The organism is Peribacillus sp. NPDC101481 (genome assembly GCF_044767165.1).
Lineage (GTDB): Bacteria > Bacillota > Bacilli > Bacillales > DSM-1321 > Peribacillus.
Map to the genome: position 1 here is coordinate 585,069 of NZ_JBIWNJ010000003.1, position 20,388 is coordinate 605,456.

At 40.0% G+C, this 20,388-nt stretch carries 19 protein-coding genes, 1 tRNA gene and 1 rRNA gene; 11 read left to right on the forward strand and 10 right to left on the reverse strand.

Features of this window, described 5'->3' with window-relative positions:
* The first annotated feature begins 259 nt into the window (after positions 1-259).
* From ACIROD_RS21590 to ACIROD_RS21600, 3 genes are all read left to right on the forward strand, one after another.
* Entirely contained in the window at positions 260-1,480 is a 1,221-nt protein-coding gene (locus ACIROD_RS21590; protein WP_402943984.1) for a CdaR family transcriptional regulator, read from the forward strand.
* 150 nt (positions 1,481-1,630) lie between these two features.
* Positions 1,631-3,061: a sodium:solute symporter family protein gene (locus tag ACIROD_RS21595; RefSeq protein WP_402943987.1), complete on the forward strand. Its 1,431-nt coding sequence runs from the start codon at positions 1,631-1,633 to the stop codon at positions 3,059-3,061.
* Positions 3,062-3,232: 171 nt separating this feature from the next.
* A complete protein-coding gene (locus tag ACIROD_RS21600) occupies positions 3,233-4,330 on the forward strand; it encodes an NAD/NADP octopine/nopaline dehydrogenase family protein (protein ID WP_402943990.1) in 1,098 nt (365 codons plus the stop codon).
* A 144-nt stretch (positions 4,331-4,474) separates the two neighbouring features.
* Here the strand turns inward: ACIROD_RS21600 and ACIROD_RS21605 are convergent, their stop codons facing one another.
* The 4 genes from ACIROD_RS21605 to ACIROD_RS21620 form a co-directional block, all read right to left on the reverse strand.
* Positions 4,475-5,695, reverse strand: a complete 1,221-nt coding sequence (locus ACIROD_RS21605) for a PucR family transcriptional regulator (protein WP_402943993.1) — start codon at positions 5,693-5,695, stop codon at positions 4,475-4,477.
* A gap of 129 nt (positions 5,696-5,824) precedes the next feature.
* Positions 5,825-7,294 carry a sodium/proline symporter PutP gene (gene putP, locus ACIROD_RS21610; RefSeq protein WP_342603298.1) on the reverse strand — a complete coding sequence of 490 codons (1,470 nt, stop codon included), beginning with the start codon at positions 7,292-7,294 and terminating at the stop codon, positions 5,825-5,827.
* Between the two features lie 166 nt (positions 7,295-7,460).
* On the reverse strand, positions 7,461-9,002 hold the full coding sequence (gene pruA / locus ACIROD_RS21615; protein WP_230176253.1) for an L-glutamate gamma-semialdehyde dehydrogenase: 1,542 nt from the start codon (positions 9,000-9,002) through the stop codon (positions 7,461-7,463).
* A gap of 57 nt (positions 9,003-9,059) precedes the next feature.
* Positions 9,060-9,977 carry a proline dehydrogenase family protein gene (locus ACIROD_RS21620; protein ID WP_137019574.1) on the reverse strand — a complete coding sequence of 306 codons (918 nt, stop codon included), beginning with the start codon at positions 9,975-9,977 and terminating at the stop codon, positions 9,060-9,062.
* A 410-nt stretch (positions 9,978-10,387) separates the two neighbouring features.
* Here ACIROD_RS21620 and ACIROD_RS21625 point away from each other — a divergent pair, with 410 nt between their 5' ends.
* Positions 10,388-10,552: a hypothetical protein gene (locus tag ACIROD_RS21625; protein WP_230176254.1), complete on the forward strand. Its 165-nt coding sequence runs from the start codon at positions 10,388-10,390 to the stop codon at positions 10,550-10,552.
* 260 nt (positions 10,553-10,812) lie between these two features.
* On the opposite strand, the gene ACIROD_RS21630 is transcribed toward ACIROD_RS21625, so the two are convergent.
* Together ACIROD_RS21630 and ACIROD_RS21635 are read right to left on the reverse strand one after the other, a co-directional pair.
* A complete protein-coding gene (locus tag ACIROD_RS21630; protein ID WP_402944001.1) occupies positions 10,813-11,349 on the reverse strand; it encodes a cupin domain-containing protein in 537 nt (178 codons plus the stop codon).
* A 25-nt stretch (positions 11,350-11,374) separates the two neighbouring features.
* Positions 11,375-12,052, reverse strand: coding sequence for a methylthioribulose 1-phosphate dehydratase (locus ACIROD_RS21635; protein ID WP_402944067.1), 678 nt, complete (start codon positions 12,050-12,052; stop codon positions 11,375-11,377).
* A gap of 942 nt (positions 12,053-12,994) precedes the next feature.
* Here ACIROD_RS21635 and mtnK point away from each other — a divergent pair.
* Together mtnK and ACIROD_RS21645 are read left to right on the forward strand one after the other, a co-directional pair.
* A complete protein-coding gene (gene mtnK, locus ACIROD_RS21640; protein ID WP_402944004.1) occupies positions 12,995-14,227 on the forward strand; it encodes an S-methyl-5-thioribose kinase in 1,233 nt (410 codons plus the stop codon).
* Between the two features lie 164 nt (positions 14,228-14,391).
* Positions 14,392-14,574, forward strand: coding sequence for a hypothetical protein (locus ACIROD_RS21645; RefSeq protein ID WP_402944007.1), 183 nt, complete (start codon positions 14,392-14,394; stop codon positions 14,572-14,574).
* A gap of 40 nt (positions 14,575-14,614) precedes the next feature.
* On the opposite strand, the gene ACIROD_RS21650 is transcribed toward ACIROD_RS21645, so the two are convergent.
* Positions 14,615-14,845: a helix-turn-helix domain-containing protein gene (locus ACIROD_RS21650; protein ID WP_101223539.1), complete on the reverse strand. Its 231-nt coding sequence runs from the start codon at positions 14,843-14,845 to the stop codon at positions 14,615-14,617.
* A gap of 276 nt (positions 14,846-15,121) precedes the next feature.
* Here ACIROD_RS21650 and ACIROD_RS21655 point away from each other — a divergent pair, with 276 nt between their 5' ends.
* From ACIROD_RS21655 to ACIROD_RS21665, 3 genes are all read left to right on the forward strand, one after another.
* Positions 15,122-15,517, forward strand: a complete 396-nt coding sequence (locus ACIROD_RS21655; RefSeq protein ID WP_101223538.1) for a VOC family protein — start codon at positions 15,122-15,124, stop codon at positions 15,515-15,517.
* A 24-nt stretch (positions 15,518-15,541) separates the two neighbouring features.
* Positions 15,542-15,913, forward strand: a complete 372-nt coding sequence (locus ACIROD_RS21660; RefSeq protein ID WP_101223537.1) for an MmcQ/YjbR family DNA-binding protein — start codon at positions 15,542-15,544, stop codon at positions 15,911-15,913.
* Positions 15,914-16,216: 303 nt separating this feature from the next.
* On the forward strand, positions 16,217-17,419 hold the full coding sequence (locus ACIROD_RS21665; protein WP_402944011.1) for an aminotransferase-like domain-containing protein: 1,203 nt from the start codon (positions 16,217-16,219) through the stop codon (positions 17,417-17,419).
* Positions 17,420-17,705: 286 nt separating this feature from the next.
* On the opposite strand, the gene ACIROD_RS21670 is transcribed toward ACIROD_RS21665, so the two are convergent.
* Positions 17,706-17,778: transfer RNA gene (locus ACIROD_RS21670), tRNA-Ala, on the reverse strand.
* A 114-nt stretch (positions 17,779-17,892) separates the two neighbouring features.
* Positions 17,893-18,600, reverse strand: a complete 708-nt coding sequence (locus ACIROD_RS21675; protein WP_101223535.1) for an MgtC/SapB family protein — start codon at positions 18,598-18,600, stop codon at positions 17,893-17,895.
* 151 nt (positions 18,601-18,751) lie between these two features.
* On the opposite strand from ACIROD_RS21675, the gene ACIROD_RS21680 reads away from it, so the two are divergent.
* Positions 18,752-19,651 (forward strand): DMT family transporter, encoded by a 900-nt coding sequence (locus ACIROD_RS21680; protein ID WP_402944070.1) that lies wholly within the window; start codon positions 18,752-18,754, stop codon positions 19,649-19,651.
* 32 nt (positions 19,652-19,683) lie between these two features.
* On the opposite strand, the gene ACIROD_RS21685 is transcribed toward ACIROD_RS21680, so the two are convergent.
* Positions 19,684-19,869: a hypothetical protein gene (locus ACIROD_RS21685; protein WP_101223533.1), complete on the reverse strand. Its 186-nt coding sequence runs from the start codon at positions 19,867-19,869 to the stop codon at positions 19,684-19,686.
* Between the two features lie 434 nt (positions 19,870-20,303).
* Between ACIROD_RS21685 and ACIROD_RS21690 the strand changes: the two genes are divergently transcribed.
* A 16S ribosomal RNA gene (locus tag ACIROD_RS21690) occupies positions 20,304-20,388 on the forward strand; the annotation flags it as partial.

Sequence of the window (20,388 nt, forward strand, 5' to 3'; positions counted from 1 at the left end):
ACGCCGGCGGAATCGCTGGCGTTTTTTTCATTAGCCCTTTTCTTCTTTCTCTCATGGTCCTAGCGGCCAGCCATTTTAATTCTGACTAAACCAGCGCGTATTACTTTAAAGGAAGATAAATAACGTTGATTATTGGGAGAGGTGAATAGAACGGCGACAAGGAAAATGATTCTTGAAGGAAAATGCCCTTATATTTAATATAAGAAGATACATGAGAAAACAGCTTTGTTATAGTTTTGCGATAACCAGGGGGGATTATATGTTAGCCAAATTAGCTCAAGAAATTGTGAACATAACCAGTGAAGTAATCGGTCATGATGTACTTATCACGGATAAAGACGGAATGGTTCTTGGTTCAAGCGATAAGTCGAGAATCGGCACATTGCATCAGGCTTCTCTTGGAGCCATTTTTCGTCGTAAGGAAATGACTCACAATGAAGTGGTATCGAGTACATTGAAGGGAGTGAAACCTGGAATAACCATCCCTATTGAATTATTAGGGGAGTATGTTGGGACATTAGGCATCACGGGATATCCTAATGAAGTATCGAAGTTTGGGATGTTAGCTAAAAAATATGCCGAAATCCTATTGCGAGAGGAAATCGTCAATAAATCTTCCCTGCTGCGTGAACGGGCATTACAGAGTCTCGTTCAGGAAATAGCCGCTTTTGACCATGACCAAACTGATGAAATGTTACTGCTGACTCGCGGCAGGGAATTGGGTTATGATTTAAAACCGCCCCGGATAACGCTTGTTATCGATCTCTTTCAATTTAATCACATTACCAGCGAAATTCATCACCAAGCTTTAAAGATGGATTCACCTGAAATATATATTCAATCTTTAAAGATAAACATAGAATCAAAAATAAAAAAAATCTTCTCGAATAATCAGGATATAACGGTGTCTTTGGGGTCTGATAAATATGTTGTCTTTCATATGCTGAATGGTGAAATCGATGATGAAGCTAGTCCTGAAATGATTAAAAAGAAATGCAAGCTGCTTATTACAGTATTAAAGGAGTTGGGAATTGACGCATCAATCGGCATAGGAACCATTGGAAGTAACTTAACCGATCTGAATGAATCCTACCATGCTGCTTGGAGGGCACTTAGAATCGGAAAGAAAATGACGGATCACCCGGATATTTTTTATATAAAAGATTTTGTTTTGGAAGAGTTGTTATCTTATATACATAAAAGTACTGCACAGCATTTTGTCGAAGAAACCATAACGAAATTAACAGAGTACCCGGATCATGATGAATTATTCCGTACGATTACAGCTTGGTGTGAATCTAGCTTAAGTCCGATTAATTCATCCAAGGAATTGAACATCCATCGTAATACTTTATTTTATAGATTGAACAAAATAGAACAAATAACAGGAAGTAATCTGCGGAACTTCAAAGAGGCGTTGGAGCTTTATCTCGCGGTTAAACTGCTGCAGATACTTGAACCGGAAAGAAAAGCGGATTAGCTTTGTGCTGATAGCACAATCCATCGCCTCATTTATAAAGCGATAATTAGGCGGTCATTACGATGCCTTGAGAGGCACCGAACCTCTATAATTCAAATTAGGGAGAGGGAGAAACTGATTTGAAATAATAGAATTAAGGGGGGAAGGGGTATGGGAATTGTAGATTGGATCTTTGTCGTGGGTTATTTCACAATCATAGGCATTATCGGATACCAAACAAGTAAGCGTATACAAACCGTTAAAGACTATAATGTTGCAGGAGAGAAAGTGACTTGGACCATTCTTTTTGCCAGTTTGGCAGCTTCTGTATTAGGTGGAGGGGCCTCAACTGGAATGGCGGGAAATGTTTATAAAGATGGGTATGTCTTTATGTTCGCTTTTTGTGCGTATGGGATTGCAAGTGTATTAATTGGCTATTTTATTGCACCACGGTTAAAAACCTATAAAGGAGCTCAAACCGTTGGGGATATCATGGAAAGGCATTATGGAAAAAAAGCGAAGTTAGTGACGGGGATTCTCTCGGTGGGATTATGTACGGGGATTATAGGGGGTCAGGCTTTAGCGTTAGGAACCATGCTGAATGTAATTCTAGATATACCTCCGATCGTTGGGATCCTGATCGGGATGGGATCGGTGATTCTCTATACTTCTTTTGGAGGAGTCATGGCGGTCATTCAAACGGATGTCGTTCAATTTGTCCTGCTAGGTGTCATATTACCTCTTTCTCTTATCATTGGATTGTTTGCGGTGGGCGGTACTGAAACTTTAATCGAAAAAATCCCTGATGTTCATTTTACCCTTTTGGGCAATTGGGAACTAGCTACCTTTATTGGATTGTTCGTCACCTTTCTCTTAGGAGAAGCGCTGATTCCTCCTTACACACAACGGGTTTTCTCGTCAAAAGATCCTGAAACGGCCAGGAAAGGCTATATCATTTCGGGTTTCTTCTCTTTTGGATTCTTTTTCATCACAGGTTCACTAGGTTTAATCGCTTATGTGTTATTCCCTGGAATTCAAACCGATAATGCTTTGCCAACGATAGTGAAAGAGCTTTTGCCTGTTGGTGTGACTGGATTGGCAGTTGCTGCATTATTAGCGGTAATCATGTCCACGGCAAGCTCCTTTTTAAATGCAACGACGGTTTCTTTCATGAGGGACATCTATCCTTATCTTAGAAGGAAAAAAATATCGGATAAGCAAGAATTATTCATGGGAAGAGTCTTGACTGTGGTCGTAGGGGTCGCTTCTTTAATTTTTGCTATCAATGTTCCAAGTATAATCGCGGCCTTGGAATATTCTTATTACCTTTGGGCTCCGACCATCGTATGCCCATTGGTGATGGGAATCATGTGGCAGATACGTAGTGCGGCGGCCGGTATATGCTCAATCATCGTTGGGGCAGTCATCACGTTGGTTTGGACCTTTGCCCTGCATGAACCTTTTGGCTTATCTGGGGTCGTTCCGGGATTCATCGGTAATGCAATTGCCTTTTTTATCGCCCTTTCACTAACGAAAAACAACGAAGCGAAAAAAACTGCAAATAAGGTGGATAAGGAGCTGATTGAAAATGATGTTATATAGTTTTCTGCTTTATTTCATTCCATCGTTATTAATCGTAGTCACCATTATGACAGGTATAGTTTGTACAAAACATTATATAGAGGATGTCATAAAGAAGTGAAAAAAGATTTGTACGTAGAGAACAATTTCAAGCATGAAATATGGACAAAAAGATATGGAGGGGTAATGTACATGAAAAGATCTGTGGCTGTTTTAGGTGGAGGTAACGGAGGACATACATTAGCGGCTGATTTAAGTTTGGCTGGACATGAAGTTCGACTATTTGAAGTGGAGAAATTCAGTCATGCCATGAAGCATGTATTTGCAACGAAAAGGATTGAATGCCTTGGTGAGGTGTTAAATGGAACAGCAGAAATAGCGATGGTCACAAGTGACATCGACCAAGCATTAAAAGGGGCAGAAATCATCCTTGTTGCAGTACCAGCTTTTGCGCATAAAGATTATGCGAATTTATTGGCGGATAAAGTGAGTTCAGATCAATTGGTTGTTCTCCTGCCAGGAACGCTGGGATCTTTGGAGTTTGTGAGGATCTGGAATGAATTAGGGGTGAATCAGGATGTTGTGCTGGCTGAATCGGATACCCTTCCGTATGCGACAAGACTTGAGGGACCGGGTAAAGTAAGGGTAAATGTGAAAATCAATGTGCAAATAGGGGTGTTTCCTTCCATCCGTACTGACTGGGCAACGGCTTTGCTTGCTGATATTTTATCCATCACACCTGTCAGCAATGTGCTTGAGGCTGGTTTGAGCAGTATGAACCCAATCGATCATCCGCCTGGAACCATTTTGAATGCTGGTCGAATTGAGCGTTCAAACGGGGAATTCTATATATACGAAGAAGGGATGACCCCATCCGTCATTCGGGTGATGGAGCAGTTGGATCAAGAAAGATTGGAGATTGGTAAGTGGTTTGGTTTGGAACTGAGGACAATCGCTGAACTTCTCCATACATCAGGGTATGGCCCAAAAGGAACAACCTGGGAAGTGTTAAATGGAAGCCGCAGTTTGACACCGATTAAAGGACCGACTTCTTTACAATCACGTTATTTATCCGAAGATATTCCTTTTGGTTTGCGAACATTCGCTTCAATTGCCGACCATATTGGATTAGACACACCAGTGATGGATTCCATGATCACCTTGGGGGAAATTCTTGTTGGGGGCACACCGAATAGTGGAAGAACGATTGAAACTCTGGGTCTTAGCAAACTATCAAAAGAGGAAATCATGGATTTCGTTCGTACTGGGACGCCTAAAGTTTCCGTATAAGGTGAGTCCAGAAAAATCGTACTAACCCTTTAGAAAGACGATAGGTGAAACATGTATAAGGAGAGAAGAATACGGCAGACCTAGCCGCGTTTCTTCTCTCCTTAGCTTATTTAATCTCCCGAACCCAAAAATTGGCGATGCTCTTTAAGATCTCTGCTTTATAAGCTGTAAATCGATGTATAGCTGCATTCTCGAATGAAAGTCATCAAAATCGATGGAGGTGAGATCGGTTATTTGATTCAATCTATATTTCAATGTGTTGGTATGAATATATAGCTGTTCAGCTGTCGGTTTGATCCGGCAATTGTTCAACAGATATATTTCCAGTGTTTGAAGGAGTTTGGTCTGGCTTTCCTGGTCCTTCTTTTGAAGAATCTCTAAATCCGTATTGATATAATTCGTTTTAGTATGATGGTTGGAGATCATTTCGAGGTAACGGAAAATCCCAAGCTTGCTATATTGGAAGGGAAGCTGTTCAGGTTCACCGATGAACTTGGCTGCGTTGATCACTTCCAGGGCTTCGAGATAGGATTTTCTTAATTGAAGAATCGAAGAATACTCATTTCCGATTCCCGGGAATACCTTTTTGTCATTGAATTGGGAAAGAACGGTGTTCGTTAAATCATTGGCGCTATCGGTAAGCAGGTCTTTCCCTTTTCCGTTGCTGCCAATCAAGACGATGATCTTCAATTGGTTTGTGAATACATGGGTAAAATGATTTAATGCATTGGCGAATAGACTTACAGTATCAGCTAATTCATCGAAATGTTCCGCATCGGATTGAGCGATTGTAAAGACATTGACAAGGAAAGTTTCCGGAATGAGAAGACTCATATTGGCGGCTTCCCATTTTATTTGATTTTCCGTTTGATAGACTTCGTCAATGACCTTTTGATAAAATTCATTTTTTTCTTCATCTTTTTTCATGTTTATCTGTTTTTTCTGATAAAGGAGCTTGCCGATATGATGGGAAACTTCATGTAAAAATTCTAAATCGGATTCAGTCATCATTTCCGTTTCTTGGACCCAAATGAATCCGAAGACCTGTCCTTTGTGAACGGCGCTTACAACGACTCTTTGATTTAAACCGATTTCCTCCATTTGTTTCACCCTAAATGGATGCTCCACGGTTTTAAGCTGTTCGACAATGCCCTCATCCATGAATTTTTCCAGAATTGGAATCGGCCAATGCTTTGTGAAGATGGTTTGCCGATTGGCTTGGTCGAAGTGTTCGATATAATATGAACTATATGCCAGCAATAAAAATTGGTCATTTTCGATGACGACTGGTTTTTTTAAATAAGTGCTGACCATATCCGTTATATCGTTGATGTTTGTGATAGTCAGAATTTTTTCTAATGACATATATGGCCCCCTGTTATTTTTTGAAGTATATGACAACTTAGTTTAATAATACTTTTAAACGGATGATGTGTATAGGGGGAAGAAAAAAGAAGGAACGGTATATGAAAAATACCGTTCCTTTTAGGGGTTTTATTTTTGTTTTAAAGTTTTTTCAAATTCTTCGAATTTCTCTTCTACTTCTTTTGATGGTTTCGCTGTTAGAAGACTGACCACGATGATGGCAATCAAGCTTGCGCCAAAACCAGGAATCATTTCATACATCATATCGGATAATCCTGCCATCGACCAGAAAATTACAGTAGCGGCACCAACGATCATCCCGGCTAAAGCGCCCCATCTTGTCATTCGCTTCCAGCAGAGGCTCAGTATGACCAATGGACCGAATGAAGATCCGAATCCAGCCCATGCATACCCGACAAGTCCAAGGATCGTGTCATTCTGTTCCCAAGAGAGAATGAGCGCTATGACGGATATGGTCAGTACAGAAAGCCTGCCCAGGAAAACAAGCTCTTTATCTGAAGCGGAACGCCGGAAGAAGGTTTTGTACATATCCTCCGTTAAAGAGCTGGCCGTAACCAAAAGCTGCGAAGAAATCGTGCTCATGATAGCTGCCAGTATCGCTGAAATCAAGAAACCAGTGATAAGCGGGTGGAATAGTATTTCCCCTAACTCTATGAAAATCGTTTCAGGATCAGCTAACTTCAGGTTGTTCTGATGGAAATACGTGATACCGATGAATCCAGTCAGCATGGCACCGATACTGGAGAAAATCATCCAGCCCATTCCGATAGTACGGGCTTTCTTGATTTCTTTAATAGAACTGATCGCCATAAAGCGGACAATGATATGCGGCTGTCCGAAGTAACCCAGTCCCCAAGCAAATAATGAGATGATGCCTAAAAAGCTTGTCCCCGTGAAAATATTCAATAGAGCTGGATCAATGGAACGTGGCGTATCTATGGAAGGACCGAAACCGCCAACATGGAAAAGGGTGACGATCGGTACAAGAACCAAGGCGACAACCATGATGATCCCTTGAACAAAGTCTGTCCAGCTTACTGCCAGGAATCCACCGAATAAAGTATAGGCAACGGTGACGCCTGTTAAGATCCATAGACCTGTATGGTAATCAAGGCCGAATGTACTTTGGAATAAGACTCCGCCGGATACCATTCCGGAAGAAACGTAAAAGGTAAAGAATACGAGGATAACCAAAGCCGAAATGAGCCTTAAGATCTGTGAGCCCTCGCCAAAACGATTTTCCAGGAAAGCGGGGATCGTAATCGAGTTATTGGCGACTTCCGTATAGGTTCTCAATCTAGGTGCAACATACAGCCAGTTCATATAGGCTCCTAATGTGAGACCGATTACAATCCAGATTGAACTTAGTCCTGTTGCGAACATGGCACCAGGCATACCCATTAAAAGCCAACCGCTCATATCAGCGGCACCGGCGCTTAATGCAGTGACGGCAGGTCCAAGACCTCGGTCGCCCAGCATATAATCATTTAAATTGGAAGTCCTTTTGTAAGCGAAGTAACCGATGAGAAGCATGCCAGCCATGTAAATGCTGATCGAAATTATTAATGCGTAATCCATAAAAGACTCCCTTCGTGATGAAATATATAATTTTTTGTTTTAAAAGAGGAAGCAACCTATTTGTCACTTCCTCCATTTAACTTCATTTTGGTTTCCGTATCCATAATGAAAGATACGAAAACCATAGGGGTTTCAAATCATCTTCAAATAGCTCAATGGAACATTATCAGAATGTTTCGGATGTTGTTTTTGCTTGCATATGAAGCTGCAAGTAGTCCGGTCCGCCAGCCTTGGAATCAGTTCCTGACATGTTGAACCCGCCGAATGGCTGATAACCTACGATTGCACCAGTACAGCCGCGGTTGAAATACAAGTTCCCGACATGGAATTCTTCGCGTGCTTTTTCCATGTTAAGGCGATTTGTCGTAATGACAGCCCCAGTCAAACCATATTCAGTGTTATTGGCAATCTCAAGAGCTTCGTTAAAGTCCTTCGCTTTTGTGAAGGCAACGACTGGTCCGAAGATTTCTTCTTGCATCAAGCGGGCTTGCGGATCAACATCAGCAACGATTGTCGGTTGAACGAAGTAGCCTGTAGAGCTATCTCCTTCTCCTCCAGTCAGAATGCGTCCTTCTTGGTTCCCGATTTCAATATAGCTCATGATTTTGTCAAAAGCAGCTTGATCGATAACTGGACCCATGAAATGGTTTTCTACAGGATTACCAACTGTAAGTTGTTTTGTTAATTCAACAGCGCGATCTAATACTTGATCGTATACATCTTCTACGATGACAGCACGTGAACAAGCAGAACATTTTTGTCCAGAGAAGCCAAATGCAGATTTCACGATCGATTGAGCGGCCAATTCAAGATCTGCCTCTTTGTCGACAACGATAGTATCTTTTCCGCCCATTTCAGCAATGACACGCTTCAGCCAAATTTGGCCTTCGTTCACTTCTGAAGCACGTTTGTAAATACGCAGACCTACATCACGTGAACCTGTAAAGGAAATGAAACGTGTTTTTGGATGATCAACCAGGTAGTCGCCCACTTCGGCTCCGCTTCCTGGAACGAAATTCAACACACCTGCCGGAAGGCCTGCTTCAAGCATCACTTCAACGAATTTAGCTGCAACGATAGGAGTAGTCGAAGCTGGTTTCAACAGGATTGTGTTACCAGTGACGATAGCGGCAACAGCTGTACCTGCCATGATAGCGAATGGGAAGTTCCAAGGAGAAATGATGATGCCTACCCCTAATGGAATATAATCATAGCGGTTAAATTCTCCCGGACGGCTTTGAACAGGCACACCATCTTTAAGAGTCAGCATTTGACGGGCATAGAATTCTAGGAAATCGATTGCTTCCGCTGTATCCGCATCAGCCTCATTCCAAGGTTTTCCCGCTTCTTTTGTCAATAACGCAGAGAATTCATGCTTGCGTCTGCGAATGATGGCAGCCGCTTTGAACAAAACGTCAGCGCGGATTTCAGGTTTCACTTTTTTCCAGCTTTCAAAAGCGGTAACAGCTTCCTGCATGGCTTTTTCAGCAAGATCCCTATTCGCTTTCGATACTCGGCCGATGACCTCTTGCTTATCTGCAGGGTTATATGAAACGATTTTCTCATCAGTCGTCACTTTCTCTGCCCCGATATAAAGAGGGTAGTCTTGCCCTAAGTAGCCCTCAACTGTTTGAAGTGCTTCCTGATAAGCTTTTTTGTTTTCCTCGTTTGTAAAATCGACAAATGGTTCGTGTTTATATGAAATCATTGATAATCACACCTTTTAATAGATTTTTTGTAGCAATTAATAATGTTGAATGTATATTTAGCTTCTGACCATCCCTTTGAAGGCAAAGGCAATATTGGATGGCCTTTCTGCAAGCCTTCTCATGAAGTATCCATACCAATCCAGACCATATGGTACATAGACGCGCATTTTGTAACCTTGCTTGACCAATTCATATTGAGTTTTGTTTCTCATGCCATAAAGCATTTGGAATTCGAATTGTGTATTTGGAATGTTGTGCCTCTTAGCCAACTCTTTTGTATACTCGATGATTTTGTCATCATGTGAGGCGATGGCCGTATAATTACCGTTAAGAAGACTTTGCTTGATCAACTTTTTATAGTTTTCATCTACATCATCCTTTTCGGGAAAAGCAACCTCGGGAGATTCCTTGTAGGCACCCTTTACGAGACGCAGGAATGGCTTATATTGGGCAAGGTCCTCCAAATCTTTCTCTGTGCGGAATAAATATGCTTGCAGAACAGTACTTATGCAGCTGTATTTTTCCTTGAACTGCCTGAAGATATCGATTGTCGCCTGACAGCGAACTTCATCTTCCATATCGATCGTGACCATGACTTTATGTTTTTCGGCTGTATCAAGAATTTTCGTCATATTCTCAATCACGAGTTTATGATCGATATCAAGTCCCAAAGAAGTCATCTTCAGAGAAACCTGTGAATCAAGTTTTTCCCTGCTGATCATTTCGATGGTTTCGATGCATTCTGCCGTACGTTCCAGGGTCACTTCCTTGGAATCAACGAATTCCCCAAGATGGTCGACTGTAACCGACAAGCCGCTATTATTAAGTTGTTTAATGAATTTAATGGAACTTTGGAAATCAGTTCCTCCAATGATCTTTCCAGCAGCAAAATTTCCTCCGCTTTTTTTAGCAATATTATTAAGCAGATTATTTTTAGATAAAAATAAGAAAAAGTCCCTTGTAATGGCTTCCATATAAAGCGCACCCCCTAAGAAGATGTATTTCAATAAATTAAGCTTACGGTTTTTCGACAATATTCTCAATGTTCTTAAAAAACAATAATTCTGTCATTTGTTTGTCGGTTTTGGACAAATGAAAAGGTTTACAATTTTTCTTGAATGTTCGAATGATACGAAGGTTTATTTTTAAACCTATATAGAAACGCTAGAAATAAAGCCTTTATCAGGAAGCGATGATGTGAAAGACATCAATGAATGCGTGTAAAAGTGGCAGCTCGACCATAATCATCCAATGCGTTATAATGAACCTTATTTAACAGAATCGGTCAATGCTCGAAGAAAAAACGATAAATGAAGCTTTCAGAAGTAAAATGGATGTAAAACCGTAAAATTAAGTCGCTTCGGCAAGCCGGGGAGGATAAGGAATGGATGCTGTACTTGAAGAACTTAGAGAAACATCAGGATTGATAATAGGATTAATAATAGCCCTGATAATTATGGGGCTGATCGGTTATGCCCTTACGAATGTACATGAATCCATTGTGTCACCTGTGGTTCAGTTCATAAAGAAAATGGTTAGTCGAAAATAGCACAAGCGCAATACATATTTGTTGCTTTTAAACAATCCCTGCAGGGTTTGTCTAAAAGCGACAAAAGAGCCGCAAGCTAAAAGCATATTATCCGAGAATGATGAAAATCCCCCGCTTCTAATGGAAGCGGGGGATTTTCATGTGTTCAAGAACAAGAAAAAAACCTTGCAGTATAGGGTTTACACGTATAGAGCATAGGGGGGCAACAATTGGACTTCAGGCTGCCAGAGATGGGTTAGATTAAATCGATGGATCAGTTTCTATTCCGACTTGAAATCCGGATCATCATAATGGTGGGCAACCCAGCCGGAAGCATCAATAAACAAACGAACGGCCACTACTTGACGGTTTTCCAATAAAGTAAAGAAGTGGGGGATGTTAACGGGAACAGAAATCACATCTCCAGCAGATAATTCTACGTCGAAATAACCAGAATCACCCTTGATAGTAAAGATACCATTTCCTGCAGTGATGGCACGAACTTCATCTTCGGTATGAACATGTACTTGTTCAAATTTCTTTAGAAGCTCGTCTAAATTAGGAGTGGCATCGGATAATGCAACAATATCCCATTCTTTATAGCCACGTCGATTTGCAAGGGATTTAATTTCCGCATCAAAGACGTTAAGAATTTCTTCTTTTTTCTCGTCGGAAAGTATAAATTCATCACAAAGATGCTTGGGTAATTTTTTCATATCCCAATGTTCGTAAAGGACTCCTTGTTCATCCAAAAATCTTTTAACCTCTTGTTCTTCTGTAAATCTTTTATTGGTAGTACGCATGCGAATTGTTGCCATCGTAAAATTCTCCTTTTTGAAAATTTTAAAAAGTTTGGTTGAATTTTTTCAGAAAAAACATTTTAATTTGATATTCAAATAGAAATTCAAATGCCTCTAAATGACGCTTAGCAGTAAACTCACTATCTCCCCATACATAGATTCCATGGTTGCGGATTAATACACCTGGTACCCCGGGTTGGATAACTCCGCCGATTTCTTCTGCTAATTTAGGAATGGAAGCATAGTTTTCTACAATTGGAACTGTTATGGAAGCATCTTCTTTCCAAATATCAAATGCTTTAATGATTTCATGTTTCGTGAAGGTAACTTTTCCTTGATCGCCATAAAGATCTGAAATGAGATTATTGTAAATAGTGTGGACATGGAAAACAGCTTCACAATTAGGGATTAATTGATAAATAGCAGTATGAATCAAGGTCTCGGCAGAAGGTTTTAAGTTGGTAGGAAACACAAGATTCCCATGCGAATCAATTAAAATAAAATCTTCTGGAGTATCAATCGATTTGTCTTTCCCGCTAGATGTTATTGCTATAATAGGTTGATCAAGCTCTAACGAAGAGTTTTTTACACGAATGGACAGGTTCCCGCTGGTTGCCGGAAACCAGCCTCTTTCCGATAGGCTTCCTTTAATTGTTTGTAATGTTTTAAAGGCCTTTTCGATTGATTCGAGAGTGATTTTTTCAAAATCCTTTTTATCTATGGGTCTTCACCACACTTATTGGTAATTTGGTTTAAATTTTAATCACATCAAAAAATGATTCAAATTCTTTACAAGGAAGAGACTGCTCTTTACATTTTTGTAAAAGAAAATCTCGTGCAATAACAAGTTCAGCCAATTTGGCAATCGCCAAATCTGTGATACTATCTCCAATTACAACTTTCATATAATCGGTAGTTGAAAGCGAACGAAATATAGTAGGTTTACACATTCCACAGTCTTTGTTGCAGTTTGAATCACAAGAAAAGGGCCATATGATTTTGATTTGTTTGTCATTAAAATCACTGGCATTGCAATAGATATCATATTTGGGGATAGGGTAACGCGATAAAATAGGGAGAACGAAATATCAATTCCGCTTGTATCCTCCTGAATCCATTCCTCTCCGGCAAGAAACACTATTCGACCATATGCCTCTCCATGCTTACCAAATCCAATTCCCGGTCCCAGGACAACTTTTGCATTTTTTCAATAACGTATCAGCAAATTTCTTACTGGCAGCCAGGCAAAGTAGGATCCTTTAGGAGCTGGAGCATGCCGATTGAATTTTTTAGCTCTTCAAAAAGGCAATATCGTAATTCGTAAGTATCCACAAGCTCTTGAACGCCTTCTTGTGAGAAGGTCAGGGATGCCTTGTCCAAAATTAATAACAACATACCCCGCATTAATAAGCCCTTACACTTTTCCGAATAATAGAGAAAAATTGATTTGGCAGGCGATTCTTTAGGTTGGTTGCTTTGATTATAAAATTGTTATTTTGAATAATTAATCACCCCTCTCTTAAAAACAACATATGATGACATAACCCTTTTAGTGAGTAAATACAAAAAAAACAATTGTTTAACTTACTTATACTAGTGTTGTTGCACACACCTAGTTGAATTTACTCAGGAAAAGAGCTCTTAGAAAGGGGAGAGGGGATTAATGACAAATTTAAATTATCATATACTTAGTGAGCTAGAAACAATGCAATATATTAAAAAGATTCCGGGTTTATTTTCGGAGAATGCTCAACTAATTTGCAAGGAAATGGGGGATGGGAATCTAAATTTAGTATTTCGTATAGCGGAACAAGATTCGTCGGAAAAAAGTGTAATTATAAAACAAGCACTTCCTTATGCGCGCGTAGTTGGGGAGTCTTGGCCATTAACATTAGACAGGTCACGTATTGAGAGTGAAGCATTGATGATGCAAAATGGAATTTGTCCTGGTTCAGTTCCAAAAGTTTATCATTATGATAAAGTATTGGCGTTAACTGTCATGGAGGATTTATCTACACATATCATAATGCGTAAAGGCCTAATTGCCCGTAATCGTTATCCTTATTTTGCAAAACACATTGGTGCTTTTCTAGCTAGAACTCTGTTTTTAACTTCCGATTTAGCGTTAGATCCTGAATGTAAAAAGCAAAAAGTAATTCAGTTTATAAATCCTGAAATGTGCAAAATTACAGAAGATCTTGTGTTTACTGATCCATATTACGATGCAAAAACGAATCGATTCAACCCGCTAATTAAGGCAGTCGTAGAAGAAATTTGGAGTCATGACCGGCTTAAACTTGAAATCACGAAGTTAAAGGAAGGATTTCTCACTCGTACTCAAGCACTTATCCATGGAGATTTTCATACAGGCAGCATTATGATCACGGAAAAGGACACGAAAGTGATTGATCCAGAGTTCGCCTTTTATGGACCGATGGGTTTTGATGTTGGAGCTGTGATTGCTAATCTATTACTCAACTATTGCTCTCATGAAGGACATACTCTCATTCAAAAGGAACGGATTGAATACCAAGAGTATTTATTAAATACAGTAGAGGAAATTTGGACAACCTTTGAAGAAGAATTTAGAACTTTGTGGAAGGAAAAAGCAAGCGGTTCTTACGTGTCCATACAGGGATATGAAGATGATTATTTGCTGCGTTTGCTTCAGGATTCCTTTGGATACGCGGGGTGTGAAATGATGCGTCGAGTGGTTGGTTTAGCTCATGTTCCTGATTTGGAAAGTATAAATGATCCCAAATTAAGAGCAAAAGGAGAAAGATTAGCCCTCGCCATTGGGCAACAGCTGGTATTGGAACGGGAAACAGCCGGGAAAATTTGCGACCTAACATCCTTAATCAAAAAAGTTAGAAATCGGGAGGTGGATCAGGATTAATAAGTTTATTCAATCCATTCAATGAAAAATGATCAATTTTTTTATCCTGATAAAGCAGGTCAATATATGTGTAAACAAAAATTAAAATGAAGGTTGTTTTTTACAATTAGGATGGCGATTTACTTGTAGGTACAGTAGATCATTTTTTTAATAAGCTTACTCGCATGGAAATTCAAGTGTTTAAATCTTTGATTATGTTTTCCGATGAGAGGCCAATAACAACAGACGAAGTAATGCCTATCACGTTCATCGAACGAGAGGGTACACAGCCCCGGATTGAATTAACGAAGACTGGCGATGTTGGCTGGGTACCTTCCAAAGCAGTACGCAAGATAAGCGGGGAATAAGACAAAGCCCTGACCCTTGATGTTTGGGCTTTATATTCGTTCATAAATCAAAATAATCATCTGCCTTTGCGTCAGCCTCTATACTTCGAACCGCCTTCATGATTTTCTTTAAAACTCCGGCTGACGGCACATACTTAGGGTCGCTGCAAACTCTGCTTATCGTATTGCGTGAGATACCGGACGCACTTACAAACTCCTCTTGTGTATATCCGTGCTTATCTATTAATTTACCGACCTTGCTCCGCGGCTTACTCTTCCCGAATCTAAACATTTTGATAACCTCCTAGAATTATTTACTAGCAGTCTCGTCCAACTTTCACAAAAATATACGCATAGTTTCGCAAATATTTGGTATACAAACGGTTGGTCGGAGCAAACGAGAATTAAAAAGTGGTTCCTGTTGTCTTTCTAAAAAGTTATATAGGATGTATGATGTTATTTGAATTTATTTCCATTTAAAATATAATGATAAATGGGTTATTGTAAGCGAACACTGACTGAATAATTTAAGGATACGGTTAATTCTTGTGTGAATTAGGAGGAAATCATGGGAAGAATAGTTCATTTTGAAATTCATGTGAATGACATGGAACGGGCAAAGAAGTTTTATGGAGAGGTATTCGGATGGTCATTTCAAGACTGGAGTGAATATGCAGGAGTGCCTTACTTTGGAGCAGTAACTGGCAATGAGAATGAACATGGGATCGATGGTGCTTTGATGCAGCGTCATAGTGCTCCGCCGGAAACACACCAAACGTTAAATGCATTTGCCTGTACCATGGGAGTGGAAAATTACGATTTAACGGAAGCTAAAATTATTGAGAATGGCGGCAAGGTCGCATTGCCCAAATTTGCCCTGCCCGGAATGGCATGGCAAGGATACTATATTGATACCGAAGGCAATACTTTTGGAATTCACCAACCCGATGTGAATGCAAAATAGAGTTGATAATAGGTGAATTAAAACATGAAATCACAAGAAACGGCAGCCATGCTTGAAAATGTACGCAATATCTGTCTTGCGCTGCCCGAAGCTGTTGAACATATTGACGGATTCGGTCACAACACTTTTAAAATCAATGGGAAATCCTTCGTGATTTCAGGTGAAAGCGAGAAAGGATTCAGCTTGTCGTTCAAGTCAGATAGAGAAACTCAAGAATTATTGCTACAGAAAGAGAATTTTTTCAAAACTCCATATATAGGACATCACGGTTGGGTCTCTATTCAAAGTCCGGATGGGGAAGACTGGGATGAATTGACCTATCTAATTCAAGAAGCCTATTTACGTGCGGCACCGAAGCGATTGGTTAAGAAATGCCATGAGTTGCATAAAAGGTGAAGAAAGGCGAACGATCTGCCTTTCTTTATTTTTTCGTTCTTTAACCAGCTTTACAGATACTGATGACAAAAATCACGACCTCATCCATACACACATAATTTATGATTGCATTGGAGTGACCAAGAAAGTCTTTGTAAAAGGGACTCCAGAATTTGCAAAGAGTGATTATTTTCTCTCATTAGAGAAATTTTAAAATTAATTTAGAGTGTTTCTACAATAGATTTATGCTTATATAAAATAAGGGAGCTTCAAAAATCACGAGTATCAATTAAAATTTCATTGACGGAAAGGTGTATGGTTGAAGTGAATGTTGAATCTTTTTTTTCTGAAAACATTAAAGCGGCACTTAAGAATGATCCGCCCGGTGCATGGATGCCAAATCTGCCGGATGGCTGTATTCGCTTGAGTTCAGGCTATCCTGATCCTGCACTCGTTCCTGCTGGGGAGCTCAAGGCAGCTGTAGCAAAACTTCTTGATGAGGAGCAGGATTTGCCTCTCCATTATCTTGGAAGTCCACGAATTGCAAAACTGAAGCAGCAAATCCAGAAAAGATTGGCAGAGCGTGGAATTTTGATTTTAGAAGAACAGCTTTTGATTACATCAGGAGCTTGCCAGGGGATTGATCTCATTGCCCGCATTCTCCTTGATGATAAAGCGGTTGTAGCGGTAGAGTCTCCCACCTATATGGAGGCTTTAGAAATTTTTCAAAACTATACGAAGCATATTATCAGTATACCTATAGATGAACAGGGGATCCAAACATACCGATTAAAAGAAATGCTGGATCAAAGGAAGCGTACAGGTCTAACCCTTCCGCGTTTTCTTTATACTATCCCAAGCTTTCAAAATCCAACTGGCACGACTATGACAATTGAGCGCCGAAAGCATTTATTGGAGCTTTCCATCGAGTTTGATTTTCTCATTCTAGAGGATGATGCGTACGGAGAATTATCCTTCGATAAAAATCCGGCGCCAATAAAATCCATTGATGAACGCGGGCGGGTCCTCCACGTTGGGTCCTTATCCAAGGTTGTTGCGCCAGGAATGCGGATTGGATGGATAGCGGGAGAAAGTGAATTCATTAAGGCTTTAGAGTGGTTTAAAAAAGATTTAGACCATCCATTTGCTCAAAGTACAATGGCTGTATACTTAGAAAACGCCGATTTTGATAAACGGCTCGACCTACTAAAAGATGTGTATCGTTCTAAATGTAATGCGTTAATCCATTCGATGGAACAATTTCTTCCAGAATCCGTTTCATGGTATGTACCAGATGGTGGTTACTTTGTATGGGTGAGAATTCCAGGTGTGGATACGTCGCATTTGTTATCACAGGCTCTTGCTGAGGGTATTTCATATGTTCCAGGGAAATACTTTTTCTTGGATCAAAACGATGGAACCGAGTTTCTCCGGCTTTCGTTCAGTTATGCCAATGAGAAAGAAATAATCGAGGGAGTTCGAAGGCTAGGACAGCTTATCGCATCTTTTTTGAATAGATTGTCCTGAAGGAATGTTAGTTGATTAATCTATAAGTTATTTCGATGCTTTTTTGAAAATGGATTTGAATGAGCCTACTTCCTTAAAGGAGGTAGGCACTTTGTTAATGAAAGGATTCTTTAACTCCTTCGCGATGATTTTATCTCAAATTGTTTAAGCACCGTAGATTAAGCCCACTGCTGAAGCATGCAACCTAAAATGTGTATATGTAGATTCTGATTATTCATATGGTCACAATGAAGTATTTTTTTAAAGCCAAAGAAAAAAACCCTTGCTACGCAAGGGTTTTCGGATATGGAGCATAGCGGGATCGAACCGCTGACCTCTACGCTGCCAGCGTAGCGCTCTCCCAGCTGAGCTAATGCCCCGAGTTGAGGTACAATAACTATTTTATCGGATTTTAGCGAAAAGTCAATATAAAATATGAGATTTTTGCAAAAATGATAAAAAAACCGTTTGAGGGTAATCAAACGGTTTTTTAATTATGCATTTTCGATCTCTACTCTTTCAATCTCCTTAAGGTTGGAAACGGTGTAATACACTTCCGATGTTCTGACTTTATGATCGACCAGCACTTTAAGTGTCAAAAGGTGATTGTCATTTGCGACATCTTTGATTCTAAGGTTTTTGATGAATATTTTTTCGTCTTTGATTTTTTTCAATACGACGGCAATGTCATCTTTATTTTGTACGACCAGCTGCAGAAAGATTTCTTTTTGCCGTAACTTCATCGGTCCTAGCCAGGTGACGATTGCGGGCACCAATTCGACACTTATGATCAATAGGATGACGCCTGCAATGGCCTCGAGGAAAAATCCAGCTCCAACGGCGATTCCGATTCCTGCAGCTCCCCAGATGATGGCGGCTGTCGTTAAACCGGATATGCTGTTGTTGTCCCGCCGGAGAATGACGCCAGCACCGATAAAGCCTACGCCAGAAACGATTTGGGCAGCTAGACGCAAGGGATCCATTGTGATATTTACGTCATCGCTCCCAGGGAACTTATAAGCGGATTCCATGGAAACGATCGTTAATAAACAGCTCACGATTGAAATGACCAGGCTTGTTTTTAATCCTACGGGTTTTCGCTTCATTTCTCGCTCGAGTCCGATAATTAGTCCAAGTAGAGCTGAAATTCCCAATTTGATAAGGATTTGCAGTTCCGATTGAGGGTCGAATGTCCATTCCATTTTTTTCACCACTTCCGAATTATTATCGAAGAATAAGATCGTCTGTTGCCATATACCCGTTTTTCAAAAAAAACTACCCTAATGATTTTAACATAGTAAAATAGAGTTCAATGAAATGTAATTCCATTTGAAAGGAGGAATTTGAGTGCAAATGCCAAAAGTGAATCCCTATGTAGCGTTGGTAATCGGTGTGGCATCCGTATCGTTTTCGGCCATCCTTGTTAAATTGGCCACCGCTCCATCGGGTGTTATCGCTTTTTACCGATTATTATTTACCGTCTTACTTATGTTGCCGTTTTTCTTGATGAAATACCGTCATGAACTTAAATTCATTGAAAAAAAGGATTGGCTATATTCGATTGCGGCAGGAGTGTTTTTGGCTTTTCATTTTATTTTATGGTTTGAATCGCTTAATTACACGTCGGTCGCGAGTTCAACTGTGCTTGTCACCCTCCAGCCTTTATTCGCTTTTGCCGGAGCTTACCTGTTTTTTAAAGAAAGATTTTCAATGAAGGCGATATTGAGCGGCATTATTGCAATAGCAGGTAGCCTCGTCATTAGCTGGGGCGATTTGAGAATTAGTGGTATGGCGCTTTGGGGAGATATTCTTTCGCTTATCGCATGTGCGCTGGTAACCGGTTATTTACTGTTTGGTCAAAATGTTCGAAAACGTATCTCTTCTATAACATATACATTTGTCGTGTATGCAATCAGTGCTGTTGCATTGTTTTTCTATGTGATCTTCAAGGGAGAGGCATTGGCGCCTTACCCTGCTTCCGATTGGGTTTATTTCGTTTTGCTTGCGATTTTCCCGACTTTATTAGGTCATTCTTTATTCAATTGGTCACTAAAGTGGTTAAGCACTTCGACGCTTTCGATGGGAATCTTACTTGAACCGGTGGGGGCTACAATTCTGGCTTACTTCATATTAGATGAACCGATACTCTGGACTCAGGTCCTGGGAGGCACCATCATATTGGGTGGTTTGATGATGTTCTTAAAAGATGAAAAGAAAAGCAAGGTACATGAAGAAGCGCAAGTTTCCGTATAAAAGCAGTAAGTCTCCCGACTTACTGCTTTTATTTAATAGGGGTGAAACAAATAGGTGATCCGTGTGAAAACCAAAGCGAATGTAAAGCTGAATAAAAACGTCGTACCATTCACCTTGCCTTTTTCTCTGCTGAACTTGATGGCTTCATAATAAGCGGTACTGAATAAGTAAAGGGTCATACTGTAGGAAATGAGTAATCCGATTAATGGAAGATTCATTGCTTCACCTCATGGAAAAAGATATCTATATATGACTATTTGTGTTTCTTTGGAAATATGCTTCGTTTATTCATAAACAATTGAGCTTGGTCCAGAAAGCAGGGATAAGGGTGTGTTGGTGTAAAGGATATATAGAAGAAAATAGGTGAAACGGTTTTTTTTGAAAAAGTTTTAAAAAACGTATTGCAAACATTTTTTGTACATGGTATATTATTTCTTGTCGCTAAGACAGCAACTTAAACAGCTAACAAGCTGTGAAAAACATTTTAAAAAAAGTTGTTGACGAAACGTGACAGAATGTGTTACATTATAGAGGTCGCTTCTGAGAGAAACGACAACAAATTGCTCTTTGAAAACTGAACAAAACAAAGCGCCAACGTTAAATTTTAAGTGAGCACACACTATCAAAAAAGCAAATGAGCATGTCAAACATTTCTTCGGAGAGTTTGATCCTGGCTCAGGACGAACGCTGGCGGCGTGCCTAATACATGCAAGTCGAGCGAATCGATGGGAGCTTGC